Source organism: Streptomyces sp. NPDC005820, from assembly GCF_040630255.1.
Lineage (GTDB): Bacteria > Actinomycetota > Actinomycetes > Streptomycetales > Streptomycetaceae > Streptomyces.
Genome location: NZ_JBEXXE010000007.1, coordinates 81,685 through 102,070 on the forward strand (window position 1 = coordinate 81,685; position 20,386 = coordinate 102,070).

The window sequence follows — 20,386 nt, forward strand, 5'->3', positions numbered from 1 at the left end:
GGAGTCAGTCCGTCGGTTCCGCGGGCCATGCCCCCAGTGCCTCCCGTGTCGCCTCGTACCCCCTCTCTATGAGGGCCGGGACCCCCGCGGGGGACCAGGAGGAGTGGCCGGTGGTGTCGATGGTGATGGAGAGGTCGGGGAGCCGGCCCTGGGCGGGGTGGGCCGGGCGGGACTCGAACCAGCGGCGCCAGCGGGTGGCGCCGCGGCCGAAGCCGACGGCGATGACCCGGCCGGCGCCGAGCCGGTGCGCGGCCCACACCGGCAGCGGAGAGACCACGGCCCCGTCCACGCACAGCGCCCCGCCGTCCTCCAGCCGGACCGGAGGGAACAGCCCGGGGACCGCGCTGCTCGCGCACAGCGCGGCCGTGAAGGAGCCCGAGGTCACCAGCCGGGGAGTGGTGGAGCCGAGTTCGGTGACCACCGCGCCGAACCGGATCGGCAGGTTCTCTATCCGCAGGTCGCCGACCATGTCCTCGATGTTCCGGGCCAGCGGCGAGGTGTCCAGCAGCCCCAGCCGCGGGCTGATCGCGGCGGTCCCGAAGTCCGCCCACTGGGCGCGCAGCAGCCGCCGGGTGAGGCGCTCGCTGTCCACCCCGGCCGCCCAGGCCCCGCCGATCAGCGCCCCCGCGCTCGCCCCGGCCACCGCCGTCACCTCGATCCCCGCCTCCTCCACGGCCCGCAGCACCCCCACGTGCGCGGCCCCGAGAGCCGCCCCGCTGGACAGGACCAACCCCACGGAGGAGGGCGGGGAAGGGGACTTCGACGGGGTCACCTGGGCGTGCTCCTTCCGGGCGTTCCGCCCTCACGGCCGGGGCGGAACGTCTGGGGCTGAGCATGACAGGCCCTAGGAGCGCAGGGCGTCGACGGGCTCCATACGGGAGGCCCGCAGCGACGGGTAGAGACCCGCCAGGAGTCCGACCAGCGCTCCGACGACCGGGGCTCCGAAGGCGAGACGGACGTCCAGGACCGGAGTCCAGTCCCTGACGGCCGACACGGCCACCACGACGACCATGCCCAGGGCGGCGCCGATGACGCCGCCGAGCAGTCCGATGGTCGTCGACTCCACCAGGAACTGGCCGGCGATCTGCCGCCGGGAGGCGCCGAGGGCGCGGCGCAGTCCTATCTCCCCGATCCGTTCCATGACCGTCACCAGCGTCACGTTGGCGATACCGATGGCTCCGACCACCAGCGAGACCAGTCCGAGGACCAGGAACAGGCCGTTGACGTCACCCTGCACTCCCGTGCGTGCCTTGACCGGGTCGGACGGTGCCGTGACGGCGAGGGCGCTCTCGGCACCGGGAGCCAGCGCGATCGGCGCCTGGTGGGCCACCTGCTTCGCCGCACCGAGCGCGGTGTTGATCAGCACCCGGGTCACCTCGCCCAGACCGAGCTGGTCCTCGGCCGTCGTGGGCGGCAGGATCACCGCGGTGGAGAGCTGCTGCTCCCGCTCGGCCTCGCCGAGAATCCCGATCACGGTGTAGGACTGGCCCTTCAGGAAGACCGCGGGGGAGCCCTGTACCGAGCTGATGCCGAGGAGCCGTGCGGCCTGGTCGCCGAGCACCGCCACCCGGTCGTGCCGGGCGATGTTGCCGACGTCGAAGAAACGCCCGACGGTCATCCGGCCGCGCACCGCGGCGGGCAGCGTGGGGGACGCGGCGAAAACGGCCACGGTCTGGCCGCTGACGTCTCCGGGGGCCACCACGTCGTTCGCACGGACCTGGACGCTCGCGGTGTCGGTGGAGGCGGCGAGCGCCGCCGCCGAATCGACCCCGGCCAGCCGCCGGACCGCGTCGACCCCCGACCAGTCGACGAGCGGGACCGAGTCGGCCGACGGGGGCACCACCACCGTGACCGAGGTGGCGGTGAGGGCGTCGAACCGGCCGACGATCTGATTGCCCGCCGTGGCCGAGACCCCGATGGTGATGACCAGGGTGGTGATGCCCAGAACCGTGCCCAGCGTGGTCAGGGCGGAGCGCATCGGACGGGCGAGCACCCCCGCCAGCGCCTCGGTCCACAGGTCCCGGAAATCCATCCAGGGACGCTCGGTTCCCCCGGCCGACAGCCTTCCCTCTTCTGCCTCTTCTGCCGGTTCTGCCGGTTCTGTCAGCTCCGCCGCTTCCACAGCCCTCATCGGCCCTCCTCGGTGAGCCGTCCGTCGCTGATCCTCACCCGCCGGTCGGCACGCCTGCTGACCGCCTCCTCATGGGTGATCACGACCAGGGTCATGCCCTGCGCGGACAACTGGTCGAAGAGGTCCAGAACCGACTCGGTGTTCTCGCTGTCGAGGTTGCCGGTGGGCTCGTCGCAGAGCAGCAGGGCAGGTTCGCTCATCAGCGCCCGGGCGATGGCCACCCGCTGTCTCTCACCACCGGAGAGCCGGTCCGGACGGAAGCCGAACCGGTGCGCCAGGCCCACCCGTTCCAGCGCCTCCTCGGCCCTGGTGCGCCGGCCGGCCCGGCCGCGGCCGGGGCGCGGCCTACGGTACGCCTCGGCCAGCATGACGTTCTCGTCCACCGTCCGGTAGGGCAGCAGATGGAAGGACTGGAAGACGAACCCGATCCGGCTGCCGCGCAGCGCCGTGCGTTCCAGGTCGTCGAGCGTGTTGGTCTCCACCCCGTCGAGCCAGTAGGAGCCCGAGGTGGGGCGGTCCAGCAGCCCCAGGGTGTTGAGGAGCGTCGACTTGCCGGAACCGGACGGGCCGACGACCGACAGGTGCTCGCCGCGCCGGACGGCCAGATTCACGTCCCGAAGGGCATGCACCGGCGGTTCGGAGTCGAAGGTCCGGTCGACGGAGACCAGTTGGATGACCGTGTCCGGGCCGGGCACGGGGGACGTCGGCAGGCCGGTCGTCGCCCGATCGTCACGGGTCATTGTCCGATCACCACTTGGTCACCCGCCTTCAGGGCGTCACCGGACGGTGTGACCTCCACCTGCCCCTCCGCGGAGAGTCCCGCCTTGACGGAGACGTCCACCACGGTGCCGTCGCGCTGGACCTTCACCGTGGCCTGCCCGTCGGCCGCCGTGTGGAGTGCGGCGATGGGTACCGTCAACGCCTTGCCGGCCGACGATCCCACCTTGATGGTCACCTTCGCGGAACCGCCCGCGTTCTTGGTCAACTTCCCTGCGGGGATGGAGATCTGCACCGGCACGGGAGCCGACGCGTCATCACTCCCGCCGGCCGACGCCCCCTGCGCGGTCGTGCCGTCCGCCGAACCCGTCTTCGGCACATCGTCACCGAGTGCCACCAGTTCCCCCGCCACCTTCTTGCCGTCGGTGGTCTCCACCTCCGCCGTCATGCCCTTGTGGAGCAACTTGGCGTCGCTGCCCTGCACCACGGCCTGCACCACGACCTTGGAGCTGGTCACCGTGCCGATCGGTCCGGTCGGGGTGTCACCGACCTTCACCGACACCTTGTCCAACCGGGCCGGCAGATCCGGCAGGAAGACCACCTCACCCGCGGGGATCTTGGTTCCGTAGCCGGTTTTGAAGGCGGAGAGCGCGGTGTTGGCCGCGTTCAACTGCTGCTGTGCCGCCTTGAGCTGGAGTTTCTCCGCCTGGCCACTGGTGCCCGAGCCCGAGCCGGTCCCGGTGCCGGTGCCCGTGCCGCTGGTGTCCGGGCTGCTGGTGCCCGTACCGCTGCTCTCCGTACCGCTGGTCTTCGTGCCGCTGCTGCCCGTGCCGCCGCTCGGGTTCTGGGCCGAGAGGAGGCCCTGCTGCGCGGCGGTCACAGCCGCTTCGAGCGTTCCGAGCTGCTGCTTGTCCGCGATGCTGGGCTCCTGCGCCTGGAAACCCTTGCTCTTGTACCAGCGGCTCACCGCCGTGGCGACCCCCTGCCCGTACTGCCCGGTGGCCGCGCCGGAGGTGAAGCCGAGCCGGGTCAGCGCCCGCTGGAGCTGCTTGACATCGTCTCCGGACGTGCCGGGACCCAGGGTGCGGTACATCGGGACGGATCCGCGCAGCACCAGCACCGGTCGGCCGCTCAGCTGCATCAGTACGTCGCCCTCCTTGACCTCCGACCCGGCGACCGGTGCCTTGGTGACGCGCTGGGCGACGGGGTCGGTGGACCCGGAGTCCGGGGTGCCCACGGCCCCGGCGAGGGCGAGACTCTGCGGTGAGTCGAACTCCACCGAGCCCTGGGCCACCACGCTCGCGGTCAGCGACCGCCGCTCGACCGCGACGGTGACCGGTCCGGCCTTCGGGGGCTTGCGGGCGGCGGCCGCGTCCGCCGGCGACTGCATCTGCGATCCGGCGAACCACCCGCCCGCTCCCACCAGCGCCACCGCGGTGACGATGATCCCCAGCTGTCTGGGGCGGCTGCTCTCACCCTTTTGACGCTGCATGCTCTTCCTTCGATCGCGAGAGAGGGCGCTGCCCGGTCGGTTCGGGCGCCGGATCATCCGGCACCGGTGGACCCCGGGGCCTTGAAGAACTTCGGGAAGTAGGCGGCCCGGAAGTCCTTGCCGCACGCCAGGTCCTTCATCGCCAGCTCGATTTCCTTGGTGAGCAGCGGCAGCGCCTCGGCCTTGCTCATGGTTTCCGTGGAAGGCCCGCCCTCCGGCTTCTCCCCGTTCGCGCCGGCCTCCACCGATACGGCGCCACCGGCACCGGCGGGAGCGGAGGCGGACGCCTGGAGCTTCACCATCTCCCCGATGCTGGTCGGCTGGGTGGTCGTGACGGTGATGCCGTCCTTCCTCAGGCACGAGGCGTACGACTGCGCCAGGCCGACCAGCTCCTGGTCGCCGTTGAGCGCCTGCGCGTTCGCCTGGTTCTCGGAGGCGGACGCGGCGCTGCGGTCTGCGACCGACTCGCCGCCGTAGACCTCCTTGTCGGCCGTTCCCATGCACCCGGTCCAGTCCTTCTGGCCGACCTTCGGGTCCGGGGGTCCGCCCAGCGCCTTCTCGTAGGCGGTCTTCTGCGCGGGAGTGAGCGTGGCCATGTACTTCGCGTTGGCCGAGGGCTCGTTCGCCGCCTTGCGCGACACCTGGGGATCGTCGGGGTAGACCGCGACCGCGGTGTAGCCGAAGCCGTACTTCTGCCGGAACTTCTTGGTGAGTCCGTAGTCCGCCCCGTCGGTGGCCCAGCCGGTCCTGAAGTCCTCGGGGGCTTCGGGGGTATAGGTGAATCCCTGCTTCTTCATGCAGGCCGCGATCGCGTTCTCCACGAGGTACTGCTTCTTGAGGTCGGCGCTGGCGTCCGCGGGAATGTCGAGTTGCCCCGACGACCCGGCAGAGGTCTTCCCGCCGGTCGTGGCGGCGCTCCCGTCGCCCGCGGAGGAGGACGAGGTCGACTCGCCGCCGCCGCAAGCCGCCAGCAGCGGCAACAGGCTCACGGCCACGGCCAGTTTCCGAACAGTGCGGGATCCAGACATGTATCCATCCGATCGAGAGGAATCGTGGGGACCGAGCGCCACTGTGGTGTCCGTAGTTGATGACCATGGGCGCGGATCATGACCAAGCTGTAACTGCGCGCCTGCTACGCGGGCGGCCCGGTGACGAGGTCACCGTTCTTGTCGTACGGCCAGGCATTGGCGACGCATCCGTGCAGGCCCTTGATCTGCTGCATCATCACGGGAGCGAGCTGCCCGGGACCCGCACAGGTCTGGTGCGTGTAGTCCAGGAAGTGACCCATCTCGTGGTTCACGATCAGCGCCCGGTACTCGTGGATCGGACCGTCGAACGTGGGCGAGCCCTCCACCCAGCGCTTGAGGTTCACCACCACCCCGTCGGGGATCTCGCAGTTGTACTCGCCCCGCGTGTCCTGGTGGATGCCCGCCCAGCACAGGGCGTCGGCCGTCCCCGGTGTCGCGATCTTCACCATGAGGTCATACGGCTGCCCCGCGCTCACCAGCTGGAACGAGGAAACCCCGTTCCGGGTCCAGCCCCGGGGAGCGGCGAGGATGTCGGCTATCTCGTTCGCCGCCTGGGCCGGCGAGATGTCGAGCCCGGTCTCGACCTGCACCACATAGCGGAGCAGACGGGTCCCCCGACCGACCTTGGCGCCACCGGCCCGCGCGGTGACGAACGTGCCGGGGCCCGTCGCGGGAACGTCGATCCTGGTGGAGGTCGGGGTCGGGCTGCTCGGCGTGGGGGGCGGCGTCGGGCTCGGGGGTGGAGTGCGTGTCGGTGTCCGTGTCGGTGTGGGGGTGGGCGTCGGGCTGGTGCGCACGGTGTCGCGCGGGCGCGGCGCGGCGCTCGTCGTGTCGCCTCGTCCGCCGTCCAGGAAGAACGCCGCGGAGCCCAGCAGGCCGATCGTCACCAGCCCGGCGACCAGGTAGGTCCGGCCGCGGCGGCGCGGACGTACCCGGCGGTGGGAAGACCGGTGGCGGGCGCCGGTGGGCGGTGCGGATTCCCTCTCTCGTACCGAATGCATGGCAGCACAAGCTGGTCATTTCAAGTGATGGCACCGAGCTCAAACTGTCACGAGACGGTAACGATGGATCTTTCGGTGGGCTCCGGGTGGCGCGACACACTATTGCAAGCAGGTGCTTGCAATAGTTAGCGGAGGTGATGCACAGTGGAGGCATGGCATCGCTCAACGTCGGCAATCTCGGTGACTACCTGCGCGAGCAGCGGCGCAACGCCAAGCTCTCGCTCCGGCAGCTCGCCGACGCCGCCGGCGTGTCCAATCCCTATCTGAGCCAGATCGAGCGCGGGCTGCGCAAGCCGAGCGCGGAGGTGCTGCAGCAGGTCGCCAAGGCCCTGCGGATCTCCGCCGAGACGCTGTACGTGCGCGCCGGCATCCTCGACGCGGAGCGGGACCGGGACGAGGTCGAGACCCGTGCGGTCATCCTCGCCGATCCCACGCTGACGGAGGCCCAGAAGCAGGCACTGCTGCAGATCTACGAGTCCTTCCGCAAGGAGAACGGATTCGAGAGCGGTCAGGAGAGCCGGCCCGGGGACGAGGGCGACGCCGACCCGCAGCAGACGGCCAGTTGACCGGACCAGGGGACCGGCCGCCGACTGCGGACTCGTACGACCCTCAGCCGAAGACGGCGAACGACGAACGACGAACGACGACGAACGTGAATCCGGGAGGACCTACAACCATGGCCATCACCGACGACCTGCGCAAGACCTTCAGCGACCCGACCCCGCTCTACTTCGCCGCGGGCACCGCCGACCTGGCCCTCCAGCAGGCGAAGAAGGTGCCGGCCCTGGTGGAGCAGCTGCGCGCCGAGGCCCCGGCCCGGATCGACGCCGTGCGCAACACCGACCCCAAGGCCGTGCAGGAGAAGGCCGCCGCCCGTGCCAAGGAGGCCGGCGTCAAGGCCAAGGAGGCGCAGGAGACCTTCCAGACGAGGGTCAACGAGTTCATCTCCACCATCGACGGCGACATCAAGAAGCTCGGCACCACGCTCGACGCCGACCTGAAGAAGCTCGGTGAGTCCGCCCAGGACCTCGCGCTGCGCAGCGTCGGCGTCGCCGCCGAGTACGCCGTCAAGGCCCGTGAGACCTACGAGAAGGTCGCCGAGCACGGCGAGCAGGCCGTGAAGACCTGGCGCGGCGAGGCCGCGGAGGAGATCGAGGAGCTGGCGATCGTGGTCGAGGGCAAGGACGAGCCCGCCACTGCCGCCACCGAGCCCAAGGCCGAGCCGAAGGCCGAGTCGAAGTCCGCCCCGGTCGCCGCGGTCAAGGCCGAGCCCGCCCCGGCGCCCGCGAAGAAGCCGGCCGCCAAGAAGGCCCCGGCCGCCCGCAGGACCACCACCGCGAAGAAGACGACGCCTCCCACCAAGTGAGACACGACGCCGGCAGCGACGCCGACACGGACATACGGTCACGGGCCGGGCACGGAAACGGTGCCCGGCCCGTTGTACGGGTAACGAGAGCGCGGTTGCGGGTACGGTGACCGCGTAAGGACGAACCGGATCGTGCCGAGTCGGGTGGTGGACGTAGTGCTGATGCAGGGGTTCGCAGGGTTCATGTCGCTGCTGAGCCTGGCCCTGATCGTGTTCAGCGGCTTCGCTCTGATCGACGCGGCCATCCGCCGTGAGGACGGCTACCGAGCCGCCGGCAAGCAGACCAAGCCCTTCTGGATGATCATCCTCGGGATCGCCTTCGTGGTGAACCTGATCTTCCCGATCCTGGCGTTCCTGCCGGTCATCGGCCTGGTCGCGACGATCGTCTACATGGTCGACGTCCGCCCGGCCCTCCGCGCCCTCCCCGGCGGCGGCCGCAGCCACCGAGGCGGCGGCTCCAGCAGCGACGGCCCGTACGGCCCTTATAACGGCGGACGGTAACAGCAACCCCCTAGGGGCGCGGGGCTGTACTGATATGCGGCTCCGCCGCGTGGGCGCGACCAGCCACCGCGCACCCGCACCCGACAACGGGGCCCCGGCGAAGCCCTACGGCACCCGGTCCAACAGAACAACCGCCACGTCGTCCGTCAGCTCCCCCCCATTCAACTCCCGCACCTCACTCACCGCGGCCCGCAGCAACTCCTCCCCGCTCAACCCCTCGGAGAACTGCCGCCGGATCATCTCCACCATCCCGTCCTGCCCGAGCCGCTCCTTGCGCCCCGCGCCGACCCGCCCCTCGATCAGCCCGTCGGTGTAGAGCATCAGGCTCCACTCCGCCCCCAGTTCCACCTGCATCCGGGGCCAGCGGGCGCCCGGCAGCAGCCCGAGCGCGGGCCCGTTGTTCTCCTGCGGGAGCAGCCGCGCCGGCCGTCCGGGACCGGCGATCAGCGGCGCCGGGTGCCCGGCCAGGCACAGCCCGGCCCGCCGGCCGTCCGGCGCGATGTCCACCGTGCACAGCGTCGCGAAGATCTCGTGGTCGTCCCGCTCGTGCTCCAGCACCTGCTGCAACGTGCCCAGCAGTTCGTCGCCGCACAGCCCCGCCAGGGTCAGCGCCCGCCAGGCGATGCGCAGCTCCACGCCGAGCGCCGCCTCGTCCGGGCCGTGCCCGCAGACGTCGCCGATCATCGCGTGGACCGTGCCGTCGGGGGTGCGGACGGTGTCGTAGAAGTCACCGCCGAGCAGCGCGCGCGAGCGGCCGGGGCGGTAGCGGGCGGCGAAGCGCAGCGGGGAGCCCTCGAGGAGGGGCGTGGGCAGCAGCCCGCGCTCCAGCCGGGCGTTCTCCTGGGCGCGCAGCTTGCCCTCGGCGAGCCTCCGCTCAGCCGTGTCGGAACGTTTCCTCTCAACGGCGTAGCGGATCGCGCGGCTCAGCAGCCGCCCGTCCAGCTCGTCCCGGAAGAGATAGTCCTGGGCGCCGACGCGCACGGCCTCGGCCCCGCGCTCGGCATCGCCCGAGGCGGTGAGCGCGAGCACGGCGTGCCGGGGCGCGAGCCGCAGCACATGCCGCAGGACGGCGAGTTCCTCGTCGGTCTCGCCGGCCTTCGCGGCCCGGCCCGGCGCGGGCAGCGCCAGGTCGAGCAGGATGCAGTGCACGTCGTCGGTGAGCAGCCGCTCGGCCTCGGTGAGGTTGCGGGCGGTGCGGACGCGGATCGGCCTGCCGTCCGAGTCGAGCAGATCGGGCACGATCGGCGCGGCCGTGGGGTCGTCCTCGATCAGCAGCAGGGTGAGCGTGGGGTGCGCGGTGTCGTTGTCGGCCGTCGCGGCGTCGCGGACGGTCTCGTCCGTGCGGGCGGCTTCCCGGCGGGGCGGGTGCGCGTCGCCGGAGGGGCCGGAGGGGCCGCCGCTTGCGGGCACGGCCTGCGCCTGACCACACTCCACGGCCGGGATCGCTCTCTGCCGCGGTACGGGTGCGGGCATGTGTCGGGTTCCTTCCCTCCCCCCGAGGGCACGGCGGGGACGAGGGACCTCGACCCACCGACGGGGACCATAGCGGCAGAAGGCGCCGCAACGGAATGGTGTGCGGCACGCTGCTTGATCTCAGGCCACTGTCATATGCCGCGTTCCATACCGCAGTTGGGCAGGCCGGTACGGGGATGGATGACGAAGGTCACGTCCGTACGGGGTTTGGGGCGCTCGGACGGGTGCCGTGCGTCACGTGTCCGGGGTCATGAGGGCGGCGATTAAGCCGATTTGGGCCTTTCGCCTCATGCGTCCGGTCGCACCACCGCGAGGATCGGCATGGTGCCGGCCCCGGCGAGGGTGACCGTACGGCCCGGGCGCGGGGCGTGGATGATCGCGCCGTCGCCGACGTAGAGCGCCACATGGCTGGCGTCGCCGAAGTAGATGATGAGGTCGCCGGGCCGCATGTCCTCGATGGCGACGCGCCGGAGCTGCTTCCACTGCTCCTGCGAGGTGCGCGGGATCGTCTGCCCGGCGCTCTTCCAGGCTTCGGAGGTCAGTCCGGAGCAGTCGAAGGAGTCCGGGCCCTCGGCGCCCCACACATACGGCTTCCCTATCTGCGCGGTCGCGTAGGCGATGGCCTTCTTGCCGGCCGCGCTCGCCTTGCCGTCGATCTCGTCGAGGATGCCGGTGTCCAGCCAGGCGGTCTGCGCCTTCTGGTCCGCCTGCTCCTGGAGCTTGGCGAGGCGCTCCTTATCCGCCTCCTCCAGCTGGGACTCCAGCTTCTCGGCCGCCGTGATCTGCTTCTCGATCTTCTTCTGGGCCGTCGCCTTGGCCTTGCGGTTGGCCTCCAGCTTGGTCCACTGCGCGGAGGCGTCCGCGGAGTACTGCTCCAAGTCCTCCTGGATGCGGGTCAGTTCCGCGATGAGGCCCTTGGTCGCGCGCTGCCCCTGGAGCACCCGGCCGGCCCCGTCGAGGAACTCGCTCGGGTCGTCGCTCAGCATCAGCTGGGCCTCGTCGGGCAGCCCGCCCGTGCGGTACTGGGAGCGGGCGGCGGCGCCGGCCCGGTCCTTCAGCTTCGCGAGCCGCTCCTGGCCCTCGACGATCTTCTGGGCGAGGGCGACGATCTCCGCGGACTGCTTCTTCGCCGCCTCCTCGGCCGCGTTGTACGCGTCGGTGGCGACCGCGGCGGCGTGGTAGAGCGTGTCCAGCTTCTCGCGGACCTCTTCCAGGTCCTTGCTGGGCGGGAGGGTCAGATCGGGCGCGGTCGTCGCCGTCGGGGACGGCGTGGGGCTGCTCGGGCTCGCGAACGCCGCGCCGGGTGCCCCCAGTACGGTCACCGCGCAGACGACCGCCACCGCGACCGCGAACAGGCCGCGCTTGCCCGGACCCATACCTCGTCCCCCAAACTGATTTCCCGTCAGTAACTTACGGTGCTCGGGGGATCGTGCCACGTCACGGCCGAAAGTGACAGAGTCAGGCCCGGAACCGACAGGTACCGAACAGCTATGCCCTTCCAGCCGACAGGTGGAGCCCTTCCCCCGTCACCCTTCCGCACTCCCCGGAATGATGATCGCCCCGCCGATGTGACGAACGACGCACGGGGATCGTTCCCGGGGGCGACGAAAGGGTTAACGGTCAGCGAAGCGGCGCCAACGCCCCCCACCGCACCGTCACTTCCCCCTGCCGCCACCGCACCGGGCCGTCCGTCAGCGGCCAGTCCGCCGTGAGGTCGCGCGCGGCGCGGATCCAGCGCTGGCGGGCGCCGTACGACGCGTAGGGCGCCGCGGCGGCCCAGGCGCGGTCGAAGTCGCGCAGGAACGCGTGCACCGGCTCGCCCGGCACATTGCGGTGGATCAGCGCCTTGGGCAGCCGCTCCGCCAGGTCCGACGGCCGCTCCAGGGACCCCAGCCGGGCCGCGAAGGTGACCGTGCGCGGCCCCTCGGGCCCGAGCGCCACCCAGACGTGCCGGCGTCCGATCTCGTCGCAGGTCCCCTCCACGAGCAGCCCGCCCGCCGAGGCCCCGTCGGCCGGCGCGAGCCGCGCGCACAGCCGCTCCCAGACCCCGGCGACCTGCTCCTCGTCGTACTGCCGCAGCACATTGGCGGCGCGCACCAGCTGCGGTCGGCCCGCCACCGGCAGTTCGAACCCGCCGTGCCGGAAGGCCAGCCCCTCCCGCTCGTACGGCTTCGCGGCGGCGACCCGCGCGGGTTCGATCTCGACGCCCACGACACGCGCGCGTGGTGCGACGGAACGCAGCCGGCCGAGCAGTTCGACGGCCGTCCAGGGCGCCGCCCCGTATCCGAGGTCCACGGCCACGGGATCGGCGGCCCGCCGCAGCTCGGCGCCGTGCGTCGCGGCGATCCAGCGGTCCATGCGGCGCAGCCGGTTGGGGTTGGTGGTCCCGCGCGTGACGGTGCCCACGGGGAGGGTCGCGCGGGGGGTCATGGCATACGAGGGTATGCGGTACGCGGGACCCCCGAGGATCCGCCCGGTGGACGCCCCCAAGGCTCGAACGGTTGAGCGAGTCGGGTAACGCTCAGGCAAAAATCCCCTCCCCGTCGACCCCGGCCGGAATGGGAACGCCTCCCTCCGGCGTTCCAGCCCCCTGGGAGGCTTTCGCCCCCTCCGTCCGGCATGCCCGCAGCAAGGAGGAACGCCACGTGAGCCACCACGCCAGCCGGCTCGGGCGTCGCTCTCCGGCGGTACCCCAGCGGCTCAGGCTCCACCGCCGCCCCCGCCGAGTCGCGATGCTCTCCGTGCACACCTCGCCGCTCCACCAGCCCGGCACCGGCGACGCCGGCGGCATGAACGTCTACATCGTGGAGCTCGCCCAGCGCCTCGCCGCGATCAACATCGAGGTGGAGATCTTCACGCGCGCGACCGCCGCCGCGCTCCCCCCGAAGGTGGAGATGGCCCCCGGCGTCCTGGTCCGCCACATCGACGCCGGCCCCTACGAGGGACTCAACAAGGAGGACCTCCCCGCCCAGCTGTGCGCCTTCACCCACGGCGTGATGCAGGCCTGGGCCGGCCACCGCCCCGGCTACTACGACCTCGTCCACTCCCACTACTGGCTCTCCGGCCACGTCGGCTGGCTCGCCGCCCAGCGCTGGGGCGCCCCCCTCGTGCACGCCATGCACACCATGGCCAAGGTCAAGAACGCCAACCTCGCCGACGGCGACACCCCGGAACCCGCCGCCCGGGTCATCGGCGAGACCCAGATCGTCGACGCCGCCGACCGGCTCATCGCCAACACGGCGGAGGAGGCCGACGAACTCGTACGGCACTACAGCGCCGACCCCGGCAAGGTCGCGATCGTCCACCCGGGCGTCAACCTCGACCGCTTCTCCCCGGCCGACGGCCGCGCCGCCGCCCGGGCCCGCCTGGGCCTCCCGCAGGACGCGCTGATCCCCCTCTTCGCGGGCCGCATCCAGCCCCTGAAGGCACCCGACGTCCTCCTGCGCGCCGTCGCCGCCCTCCTCGACGTACGCCCCGAACTGCGCACCCGGCTCGTCGTGCCGGTCGTCGGCGGCCCCAGCGGCAGCGGCCTCGCCAGGCCGGAGGGCCTGCAGAAGCTCGCCGCCCGGCTCGGCGTCGCGGACGTCGTACGGTTCCGCCCGCCCGTCGGCCAGGAGCAGCTCGCGGACTGGTTCCGCGCCGCCTCCGTCCTCGTCGTCCCCTCCTACAGCGAGTCCTTCGGCCTGGTCGCCATAGAGGCCCAGGCGGCGGGCACCCCGGTGCTCGCGGCGGCGGTCGGCGGCCTCCCGGTGGCCGTGCGCGACGGCGAGACGGGCTTCCTGGTGCAGGGCCACGACCCGGTGATGTACGCGCGCGTACTGGAACGTTTCGCCGACACCCCGGAGCTGCCCACCCGTATGGGCACGGCCGCCGCCGCCCACGCCCAGTCCTTCGGCTGGGACACGGCGGCGGCAGCCACCGCCGACGTCTACACGGCGGCGACCCAGGCCCACCGCCGTCCCGTACGCTCCCCTCATGGGTGACGCGGAGAAGAGTGCGGCGCAGGTCATCGAGGCCTACCTGGCGGACGCGGAGCTGGAGTGGGAGAGCCCCCGCCCCGGCTCCTACGTCGTCCAGCTCCCCGGCACCGCCAAGCTGAAGACGACGGTCTCCTTCCTGGTCGGCCGCCACTCCCTCTCCCTCAACGCCTTCGTCATCCGCCACCCCGACGAGAACGAGTCGGGCGTCCACCGCTGGCTGCTGGAGCGCAACCTCAAGCTGTACGGCGTGAGTTACGCCGTCGACCGGCTCGGTGACGTGTACGTCACGGCCCGGCTGCCCCTGTCGTCGGTGACGCCGGACGAGGTGGACCGCCTCCTCGGGCAGGTCCTGGAGGCGGCGGACGGCGCCTTCAACACCCTGCTGGAGCTGGGTTTCGCCTCCGCGATCCGCAGGGAGTACGCGTGGCGGGTCTCCCGGGGCGAGCCGACCCGCAATCTGGACGCCTTCGCGCACCTCACCCAGCGGCCGGCCGACTGACCCGGGAGCGCGCTTCTCAGGGTTGCGGCTGGTCGAGCTGATCGGCGAACGCGCGCAGGGCGTCGGCCAGCTCCTTCTTGGTCGGCAGCCGGTCGACCTTGGCGTCGAGTTCGTCGATGCGCCGGTTCAGTTCCTCCAGATCCACCGGGGAGCCGGTGCTGGGTTGCGGGTCGGGGGTCTCGCTGGCGTCGGGATCGGTGCCGCCGTCGGGGCCCACGACGGAACCGCCGTCGGTGCCTTCGCTGAGTCCGACGGATCCGCCGTCGGTGCTGCCGCCGATGGTGATGTCGCCGCTGGAGCCGGAGTCGCCCCCGGTGCCGCCCGCGGTGCCGCCCCCGGTGTCGGCGGGCTGGGTGGTCTCGCTCACCGTCGGCACAAGGCCGTCGCCGTCGTCCGTTCCGGCCGCGAGGGCGGCGCCGACGCTCACCGCCACCAGGGCCGCCGCCCCCGCGACGGCGGCCGTGAGACGCCCGACGCGACGGCTGCCGCGAGGGGTACGCCGGCTGAAGGCTCTCTCTGCGTTCTGTGTCTCGTCCATGCCGGGACGCTAGCCGGGGGCGATCAGCGGACGGAGGACTTCCGAGCAGGTGAGGACGTCCGCGCCCGGTGCGCGAGCGCGGTGTGCAACCGGCCGACGCGGTCCCTCGGCACGGGATCGCGGATCGGGCCGGTCGACACTCAGGTGCTGGTGCTGGTGCTGGTGCTGGTGCTGGTGCTGGTGCCGGAGCCGGAGCCGGTGGTGGTGCCGGTGGTGGTGCCGGAACCCATGGCGGTGGCGGTGGCGGTAGCGGGAGCGGCCGGAACCGTCGCCGTACGCCCCTCGGCCCCCCTGTCACCGCCGTCGGCGACCGGCTCCTCGGCCGGCAGACGCCGCATCAGCACGGCGTACCCGGCCCCGGCGACCGTCCCCACGACCGCGCACATGCCCCACAGCCACTCCGCCCCGAACCGGTCGATGACGAACCCGGACATCACGGGCGCGACGAGTGAGGCGACGGCCCAGGACAGGGTGTACATGCCCTGGTAGCGCCCGCGTCCGTGGGTGGGGGAGAGGGCGACGACGAGGCCGGTCTGCGTGGGCGCGTTGACGATCTCGGCGAGGGTCCACACGCAGACGGTGAGCGCGAAGACGCCGACCGACCCGGCGAAGGCGGTGAGCCCGAACCCGTACCCGGCGAGGACGGAGGAGATCACGAGCAGCCGCCGCGGATCCCGGTGCTCGATGAAGCGGGTGACCGGAATCTGCAGGACGACGATCAGCACGCCGTTGACCGCGATGGCGAGGCCGTAGTCGGAGGGCGTGAACCCGGCAGCCCCCATGGCCACCGGCAGCCCCACGGACCCCTGCTGGAAGACGAGCGCGACGAGGAAGGACAGCCCGACGACGCTCATGAACCGCAGATCGCGCACCACACTGCCGAGCCCGACCGTCTCCTCCCGCACCGCCTTGCTCTCCCGCTCCGGCCGGGACTCGGGCAGCTTGAGGAAGATGACGACGGCGCACACGAAGGTCATCCCGGCCTCGAGCAGGAACCCGGCGCGGTAGCTGACCTCGGCGATGAACCCGGCGGCCATGGAGGAGACGGCGAACCCTAGGTTGATCGCCCAGTAGTTGAGGGAGAACGCCCGCACCCGGTCCTCGGGCCGCACGATGTCGGCCATCATCGCCTGCACGGCGGGCCGCGAGGCGTTCGAGGCGGCACCGACGACGAACGCGACGCCGGCGATGGCGACGGGATCGGTGACGAACCCGAGGACGGCGACCGACCCGGCCGTGGCGACCTGGGAGAGAAGCAGGGTGGGCCGCCGTCCGATCCGGTCCGCCATCACCCCGCCGCCCAGCGAGGAGACGACCCCGCCCAGCCCGTGCAGCGAGGCGACGAGACCGGCGTAGGAGGCGGAGTAGCCCCGGTCGAGGGTGAGATACAGCGCCATGAAGGTGGCGACGAACCCCCCGAGCCGGTTGACGAGCGTGCTGGTCCACAGCCACCAGAACTCGCGGGGCAGCCCGGAGAGGGTTTCGCGGGCGGCGCGTCTGAGCGCGGTGACGGACATGGCAGAGCCCCCGTAGGTCAGTACCGGTAAGTGTCGTAAGCGATGCTCAGAACTTACGAAGCCGGAGCCCCCGGAAGCGACCCGATTAACAGAACCAGTCAAGCGTCCGAGGAACGAGCAGGGGCGCACCGCATCAGGACGGTGGATTACGCTCATAGCCATGGCCGACGCACCGTACAAGCTGATCCTCCTCCGCCACGGCGAGAGCGAATGGAACGCGAAGAACCTGTTCACCGGCTGGGTGGACGTCAACCTCAACGAGAAGGGCGAGAAGGAGGCGGTCCGCGGTGGCGAACTCCTGAAGGACGCCGATCTCCTCCCCGACGTGGTCCACACGTCCCTCCAGAAGCGCGCCATCCGCACCGCGCAGCTCGCCCTCGAGTCGGCGGACCGCCACTGGATCCCGGTCCACCGCTCCTGGCGCCTGAACGAGCGCCACTACGGCGCCCTCCAGGGCAAGGACAAGGCGCAGACGTTGGCCGAGTTCGGCGAGGAGCAGTTCATGCTCTGGCGCCGCTCCTACGACACCCCGCCCCCGCCGCTCGCGGACGACTCGGAGTTCTCCCAGGCCTCCGACGCCCGCTACGCCTCCATCCCCCCGGAGCTGCGGCCCCGCACGGAGTGCCTGAAGGACGTCGTCGTCCGCATGCTTCCCTACTGGTACGACGGCATCGTCCCCGACCTCCTGGCCGGCCGCACGGTCCTGGTCGCGGCCCACGGCAACAGCCTCCGCGCCCTGGTCAAGCACCTCGACGGCATCTCCGACGCCGACATCGCGGGCCTGAACATCCCGACGGGCATCCCCCTGTCCTACGAACTGGACGCCGACTTCAAGCCCCTGACCCCGGGCGGCACCTACCTCGACCCCGAGGCGGCCGCAGCAGCGATCGAGGCGGTCAAGAACCAGGGCAAGACGAAGTAAGCACCTGCCTTTGAGCCCCCGACCTGCGCTTTACTCGCGGGCCGGGGGCTTTTTGGTGGTGCGGGGCCGTGTGCTCGGGTGTCATCTTGGCACTGCGGGGCCCATCGCCCGTGCTCAGTGGCGGACGGCCGGGGCGATCTCTTCGATCAAGGTGCTGATGCGCTGTTCGATCTCGTCGCGGATCGGGCGGACGGCTTCGACTCCCTGGCCGGCCGGGTCGGGGAGTTGCCAGTCGAGGTAGCGCTTGCCGGGGAAGACCGGGCAGGTGTCGCCGCAGCCCATCGTGATGACGACGTCGGACGCCTGGACGGCCTCCACGGTGAGCACCTTGGGGACCTCGGCCGAGATGTCGATGCCCACCTCCGACAGGGCCTCCACCACGGCGGGGTTCACGGTGTCGGCGGGGGCGGAGCCTGCGGAGCGCACCTCGACGCGGTCGCCTGCCAGGTGGGTGAGGAAGGCGGCGGCCATCTGCGAGCGTCCGGCGTTGTGGACGCAGACGAACAGGACGGACGGGCGTGCGGCGGGAGTGGGCATGGCGGGTTCTTTCCGGGTGGGGCAGGGCGGGGACGGGGGCAGGGCGGCGCGGGGCGGTCAGTGGGTGGCGAGTTCGGGATTGTCGTCGGTGTGGGCGGGGTCGGTCCGTGCCGGTGCGGGGTGGGCGAACACGGCGGTCAGCAGGCCGAGGCCGAGTACGGCACCGACGGTCTGGGCCGCGATGAAGGGGGCGACCGAGGCGGGTGCAATGCCGGCGAACGTGTCGGTGAAGGCGCGCCCGATGGTGACGGCCGGGTTGGCGAAGGACGTCGAGGACGTGAACCAGTACGCCGCGCCGATGTAGGAGGCCACGGCGAGGGGAGCGAGGTGGGCCCGGCCGGTGCGGGGGAGGCCGAAGACCAGCAGGACGAGCCCGGCGGTCGCGATCAGTTCGCCCAGCCAGAGGTGACCGGCGGAGCGGTCGTGCGTGGACCAGCGCACCAGCGGCTCGGCGAACATGGCGTCGGCCAGGACGGCGCCCCCGATCGCTCCGGCCGTCTGGGCCGGGAGGTACGCGGCCAGGTCGCGGAGAGCCGGCCCGTCGGGGGTGCGGCGGCCGGTGTACCAGGCCGCGAGCGTCACCACGGGGTTGAAGTGCGCGCCGGAGACGGGCCCGAACAGTGCGATGAGCACGCCGAGTCCGAACACGGTGGCCAGTGAGTTGGCCAGCAGTTGGAGGCCGACGTCGTCCGTCAGTTCGGTGGCCTGGATGCCGGAGCCGACCACCACCGCCACCAGAGCCGCCGACCCCACGGCCTCGGCCAGGGCCCGGCGGCCGAGCGATGCGTTCACGTGGTCGCCTCGGCCTTCTGCGTGGTCGTCAGGAATGCTGACAGCCGGTCCAGGGTGCCGGGCAGCACCCAGTAGTAGACCCATGTGCCGCGCCGCTCGCAGTCGATCAGTCCCGCCTGCCGAAGCAGCTTGAGGTGATGGGAGATCGTCGGCTGTGAGAGGTCGAAGGCGGGGGTCAGGTCGCAGACGCAGACCTCACCGCCCGACCGTGAGGCGATCATCGACAGCAGGCGCAGTCGGACGGGGTCGCCGAGCGCCTTGAAGATCTTCGCCAGGTCGGCCGCCCGGGCCTCGTCCAGCGGCGCGGTCACCAGTCCGGGGCAGCAGCCGGTGGACTCGTCGTCCTGGCCGATCACCACGAGTTCTTGCTTCGACATTCTTCTATGTTGACGTTTTTCGATCCAAGGCGCAAGCTCTATATCGATAGGCGTCAATACAAGACGCCGATACAAGTGGATGGGAGTCACGTCATGTCCCGTGTCCAGCTCGCCCTGCGCGTCAGCGACCTCGAAGCGTCGATCGCCTTCTACGCGAAGCTCTTCGGCACCGAACCGGCCAAGCGGCGCGCGGGCTACGCGAACTTCGCCATCGCCGAGCCCCCGCTCAAGCTCGTCCTGATCGAGGGCGAGCCCGGCGAGGAGACCCGGCTGGACCATCTCGGCGTCGAGGTCGGGTCCACCGAGCAGGTCGACGCCGCCGCCGGCCGCCTGAAGGTCGCCGGCCTCGCCACCTTCGAGGAGAGCGACACCTCCTGCTGTTACGCCCTCCAGGACAAGGTGTGGGTGCACGGCCCCGGCAAGGAGCCGTGGGAGGTCTACGTGGTCAAGGCCGACGCCGACACCCTCGGCAAGAGCGCCGACCCCCATGCCACCGGCGACGGTTGCTGCACCGGCGGGGCCACCGAGGGGGCGCCTGCGACGGCGGGGTGCGCCTGCGGCTGAGCTCCGCCGCCCTCGCCGCCCTCGCCGCCGTGCCGTCGGCCGGCATCGTCGAGATCCTCGACGTCATCTCCTCCCCGGCCGACGCCGTGGTGATCAACTGCCCGGTCTACGCGCCCTTCTACCACTTCGTGGAGCACACGGGGCGGCGCATCGTCGAGGCCCCGCTGGGCGACGACCACCGCATCGACTTCACCGCCCTGGAGGAGGCGTTCGAGCGGGCCGCCCAGCACGGACCGCGGCCGGTCCACCTGCTGTGCAGCCCCCACAACCCCACGGGGACCGTGCACACCGCCGACGAGCTGGCCGCGGTCGCCGCCCTGGCCGCCCGGCACGGCGTCCGCGTCGTCTCCGACGAGATCCACGCCCCTCTCGTCCTGCCCGGCGCCGAGTTCGTGCCCTACCTGAGCGTCCCGGGCGCGGAGAGCGGTATGGCGCTGATGTCGGCGTCGAAGGCGTGGAACCTCGCCGGCCTCAAGGCCGCCGTCGCCCTCGCGGGCCCCAGCGCGGCCGACGATCTCGCCCGCATCCCCGCATGGGTCCAGGAAGGCCCCAGCCACCTGGGCGTCATCGCCCACACCGCGGCCCTGCGCGACGGCACCCCCTGGCTCGACGAACTGCTGAACGGCCTCGCCGCGAACCGGCGGCTCCTCACCGAACACCTGCCCGACATCCGCTACCGCCCCGGCGAGGGCACCTACCTCGCCTGGCTCGACTGCCGGGCCCTGGACCTGGGCCACGACCCCGCAACCGTCTTCCTCGAACACGGCAGGGTGGCCCTCAACTCCGGCCCGACCTTTGGAACCGGCGGCACCGGCCACGCCCGCCTGAACCTGGCCACCTCACCCGAACTCCTCACGGAAGCCGTACGCCGCATGACCGCGGCGACAGCGATCGCGACCTCGAGCTGAGTCGAGCGCCGGCGCAGGATCCAAGGTGAGGCGGAGTCAGGGG

At 71.6% G+C, this 20,386-nt stretch carries 22 protein-coding genes; 8 read left to right on the forward strand and 14 right to left on the reverse strand.

Annotated elements, in window-relative coordinates:
• Positions 1-4: 4 nt before the first annotated feature.
• The 6 genes from ABZ464_RS10590 to ABZ464_RS10615 all read right to left on the reverse strand — a co-directional run bounded on the left by ABZ464_RS10590 (position 5) and on the right by ABZ464_RS10615 (position 6,369).
• Positions 5-772, reverse strand: coding sequence for a patatin-like phospholipase family protein (locus ABZ464_RS10590; protein ID WP_359273892.1), 768 nt, complete (start codon positions 770-772; stop codon positions 5-7).
• 72 nt (positions 773-844) lie between these two features.
• Entirely contained in the window at positions 845-2,032 is a 1,188-nt protein-coding gene (locus tag ABZ464_RS10595; RefSeq protein WP_359273895.1) for an ABC transporter permease, read from the reverse strand.
• Positions 2,033-2,127: 95 nt separating this feature from the next.
• Complete coding sequence (locus ABZ464_RS10600; RefSeq protein WP_359273898.1) at positions 2,128-2,871, reverse strand: ABC transporter ATP-binding protein; 744 nt, start codon at positions 2,869-2,871, stop codon at positions 2,128-2,130.
• Entirely contained in the window at positions 2,868-4,340 is a 1,473-nt protein-coding gene (locus ABZ464_RS10605) for a peptidoglycan-binding protein (protein WP_359273901.1), read from the reverse strand. Before ABZ464_RS10605 ends, ABZ464_RS10600 begins: the two co-directional genes overlap by 4 nt.
• A gap of 53 nt (positions 4,341-4,393) precedes the next feature.
• Entirely contained in the window at positions 4,394-5,329 is a 936-nt protein-coding gene (locus ABZ464_RS10610) for a hypothetical protein (RefSeq protein WP_359273904.1), read from the reverse strand.
• 143 nt (positions 5,330-5,472) lie between these two features.
• Entirely contained in the window at positions 5,473-6,369 is an 897-nt protein-coding gene (locus ABZ464_RS10615) for a DUF3152 domain-containing protein (RefSeq protein ID WP_359273907.1), read from the reverse strand.
• Positions 6,370-6,521: 152 nt separating this feature from the next.
• Here ABZ464_RS10615 and ABZ464_RS10620 point away from each other — a divergent pair, with 152 nt between their 5' ends.
• The 3 genes from ABZ464_RS10620 (at position 6,522) to ABZ464_RS10630 (ending at position 8,236) form a co-directional block, all read left to right on the forward strand.
• Positions 6,522-6,935, forward strand: coding sequence for a helix-turn-helix transcriptional regulator (locus ABZ464_RS10620; protein WP_055638318.1), 414 nt, complete (start codon positions 6,522-6,524; stop codon positions 6,933-6,935).
• A gap of 110 nt (positions 6,936-7,045) precedes the next feature.
• Positions 7,046-7,735, forward strand: a complete 690-nt coding sequence (locus ABZ464_RS10625; protein ID WP_359273911.1) for a hypothetical protein — start codon at positions 7,046-7,048, stop codon at positions 7,733-7,735.
• A gap of 156 nt (positions 7,736-7,891) precedes the next feature.
• On the forward strand, positions 7,892-8,236 hold the full coding sequence (locus ABZ464_RS10630) for a DUF2516 family protein (RefSeq protein ID WP_359274373.1): 345 nt from the start codon (positions 7,892-7,894) through the stop codon (positions 8,234-8,236).
• A 105-nt stretch (positions 8,237-8,341) separates the two neighbouring features.
• On the opposite strand, the gene ABZ464_RS10635 is transcribed toward ABZ464_RS10630, so the two are convergent.
• The 3 genes from ABZ464_RS10635 to ABZ464_RS10645 form a co-directional block, all read right to left on the reverse strand.
• Positions 8,342-9,709: a fused response regulator/phosphatase gene (locus tag ABZ464_RS10635; RefSeq protein ID WP_359273914.1), complete on the reverse strand. Its 1,368-nt coding sequence runs from the start codon at positions 9,707-9,709 to the stop codon at positions 8,342-8,344.
• 287 nt (positions 9,710-9,996) lie between these two features.
• Positions 9,997-11,085 (reverse strand): NlpC/P60 family protein, encoded by a 1,089-nt coding sequence (locus tag ABZ464_RS10640; RefSeq protein WP_359273917.1) that lies wholly within the window; start codon positions 11,083-11,085, stop codon positions 9,997-9,999.
• A gap of 244 nt (positions 11,086-11,329) precedes the next feature.
• Positions 11,330-12,139 (reverse strand): class I SAM-dependent methyltransferase, encoded by an 810-nt coding sequence (locus ABZ464_RS10645; RefSeq protein ID WP_359273919.1) that lies wholly within the window; start codon positions 12,137-12,139, stop codon positions 11,330-11,332.
• Between the two features lie 215 nt (positions 12,140-12,354).
• Here ABZ464_RS10645 and mshA point away from each other — a divergent pair, with 215 nt between their 5' ends.
• Entirely contained in the window at positions 12,355-13,692 is a 1,338-nt protein-coding gene (gene mshA, locus ABZ464_RS10650; protein ID WP_359273922.1) for a D-inositol-3-phosphate glycosyltransferase, read from the forward strand.
• Positions 13,685-14,188 carry a YbjN domain-containing protein gene (locus ABZ464_RS10655; protein ID WP_359273924.1) on the forward strand — a complete coding sequence of 168 codons (504 nt, stop codon included), beginning with the start codon at positions 13,685-13,687 and terminating at the stop codon, positions 14,186-14,188. Before mshA ends, ABZ464_RS10655 begins: the two co-directional genes overlap by 8 nt.
• Positions 14,189-14,204: 16 nt before the next feature.
• Here ABZ464_RS10655 and ABZ464_RS10660 read toward each other — a convergent pair whose 3' ends face one another.
• Together ABZ464_RS10660 and ABZ464_RS10665 are read right to left on the reverse strand one after the other, a co-directional pair.
• Positions 14,205-14,726 (reverse strand): hypothetical protein, encoded by a 522-nt coding sequence (locus tag ABZ464_RS10660; protein WP_359273925.1) that lies wholly within the window; start codon positions 14,724-14,726, stop codon positions 14,205-14,207.
• Positions 14,727-14,866: 140 nt separating this feature from the next.
• Positions 14,867-16,243, reverse strand: coding sequence for an MFS transporter (locus tag ABZ464_RS10665; RefSeq protein ID WP_359273928.1), 1,377 nt, complete (start codon positions 16,241-16,243; stop codon positions 14,867-14,869).
• Positions 16,244-16,403: 160 nt separating this feature from the next.
• On the opposite strand from ABZ464_RS10665, the gene ABZ464_RS10670 reads away from it, so the two are divergent.
• Entirely contained in the window at positions 16,404-17,165 is a 762-nt protein-coding gene (locus ABZ464_RS10670; protein WP_359273931.1) for a phosphoglyceromutase, read from the forward strand.
• A gap of 114 nt (positions 17,166-17,279) precedes the next feature.
• Here ABZ464_RS10670 and ABZ464_RS10675 read toward each other — a convergent pair whose 3' ends face one another.
• From ABZ464_RS10675 to ABZ464_RS10685, 3 genes are read right to left on the reverse strand one after another with little or no spacing between them, the layout of a single operon-like run.
• A complete protein-coding gene (locus ABZ464_RS10675; protein ID WP_359273933.1) occupies positions 17,280-17,702 on the reverse strand; it encodes an arsenate reductase ArsC in 423 nt (140 codons plus the stop codon).
• Between the two features lie 57 nt (positions 17,703-17,759).
• A complete protein-coding gene (locus tag ABZ464_RS10680) occupies positions 17,760-18,494 on the reverse strand; it encodes an MIP/aquaporin family protein (RefSeq protein ID WP_359273936.1) in 735 nt (244 codons plus the stop codon).
• Entirely contained in the window at positions 18,491-18,871 is a 381-nt protein-coding gene (locus ABZ464_RS10685; protein ID WP_359273939.1) for a metalloregulator ArsR/SmtB family transcription factor, read from the reverse strand. The genes ABZ464_RS10680 and ABZ464_RS10685 overlap by 4 nt, the downstream gene beginning before the upstream one ends.
• A 93-nt stretch (positions 18,872-18,964) precedes the next feature.
• Here ABZ464_RS10685 and ABZ464_RS10690 point away from each other — a divergent pair, with 93 nt between their 5' ends.
• The gene (locus ABZ464_RS10690) at positions 18,965-19,435 is read left to right on the forward strand and encodes an ArsI/CadI family heavy metal resistance metalloenzyme (RefSeq protein ID WP_359273942.1); all 471 of its coding nucleotides are present in this window, start codon (positions 18,965-18,967) and stop codon (positions 19,433-19,435) included.
• Complete coding sequence (locus ABZ464_RS10695; protein ID WP_359273945.1) at positions 19,420-20,343, forward strand: aminotransferase class I/II-fold pyridoxal phosphate-dependent enzyme; 924 nt, start codon at positions 19,420-19,422, stop codon at positions 20,341-20,343. The genes ABZ464_RS10690 and ABZ464_RS10695 overlap by 16 nt, the downstream gene beginning before the upstream one ends.
• Positions 20,344-20,386 lie beyond the last annotated feature (43 nt).

Excerpts from the sequence above, each read along its gene's own strand:
- ABZ464_RS10595 (WP_359273895.1), bottom strand. The coding sequence starts at position 2,032 with ATGGATTTCCGGGACCTGTGGACCGAGGCGCTGGCGGGGGTGCTCGCC.
- ABZ464_RS10600 (WP_359273898.1), bottom strand. The coding sequence starts at position 2,871 with ATGACCCGTGACGATCGGGCGACGACCGGCCTGCCGACGTCCCCCGTG.
- ABZ464_RS10605 (WP_359273901.1), bottom strand. The coding sequence starts at position 4,340 with ATGCAGCGTCAAAAGGGTGAGAGCAGCCGCCCCAGACAGCTGGGGATC.
- ABZ464_RS10615 (WP_359273907.1), bottom strand. The coding sequence starts at position 6,369 with ATGCATTCGGTACGAGAGAGGGAATCCGCACCGCCCACCGGCGCCCGC.
- ABZ464_RS10620 (WP_055638318.1), top strand. The coding sequence starts at position 6,522 with ATGGCATCGCTCAACGTCGGCAATCTCGGTGACTACCTGCGCGAGCAG.
- ABZ464_RS10625 (WP_359273911.1), top strand. The coding sequence starts at position 7,046 with ATGGCCATCACCGACGACCTGCGCAAGACCTTCAGCGACCCGACCCCG.
- ABZ464_RS10635 (WP_359273914.1), bottom strand. The coding sequence starts at position 9,709 with ATGCCCGCACCCGTACCGCGGCAGAGAGCGATCCCGGCCGTGGAGTGT.
- ABZ464_RS10640 (WP_359273917.1), bottom strand. The coding sequence starts at position 11,085 with ATGGGTCCGGGCAAGCGCGGCCTGTTCGCGGTCGCGGTGGCGGTCGTC.
- ABZ464_RS10645 (WP_359273919.1), bottom strand. The coding sequence starts at position 12,139 with ATGACCCCCCGCGCGACCCTCCCCGTGGGCACCGTCACGCGCGGGACC.
- ABZ464_RS10655 (WP_359273924.1), top strand. The coding sequence starts at position 13,685 with ATGGGTGACGCGGAGAAGAGTGCGGCGCAGGTCATCGAGGCCTACCTG.
- ABZ464_RS10660 (WP_359273925.1), bottom strand. The coding sequence starts at position 14,726 with ATGGACGAGACACAGAACGCAGAGAGAGCCTTCAGCCGGCGTACCCCT.
- ABZ464_RS10665 (WP_359273928.1), bottom strand. The coding sequence starts at position 16,243 with ATGTCCGTCACCGCGCTCAGACGCGCCGCCCGCGAAACCCTCTCCGGG.
- ABZ464_RS10670 (WP_359273931.1), top strand. The coding sequence starts at position 16,404 with ATGGCCGACGCACCGTACAAGCTGATCCTCCTCCGCCACGGCGAGAGC.
- ABZ464_RS10675 (WP_359273933.1), bottom strand. The coding sequence starts at position 17,702 with ATGCCCACTCCCGCCGCACGCCCGTCCGTCCTGTTCGTCTGCGTCCAC.
- ABZ464_RS10685 (WP_359273939.1), bottom strand. The coding sequence starts at position 18,871 with ATGTCGAAGCAAGAACTCGTGGTGATCGGCCAGGACGACGAGTCCACC.
- ABZ464_RS10690 (WP_359273942.1), top strand. The coding sequence starts at position 18,965 with ATGTCCCGTGTCCAGCTCGCCCTGCGCGTCAGCGACCTCGAAGCGTCG.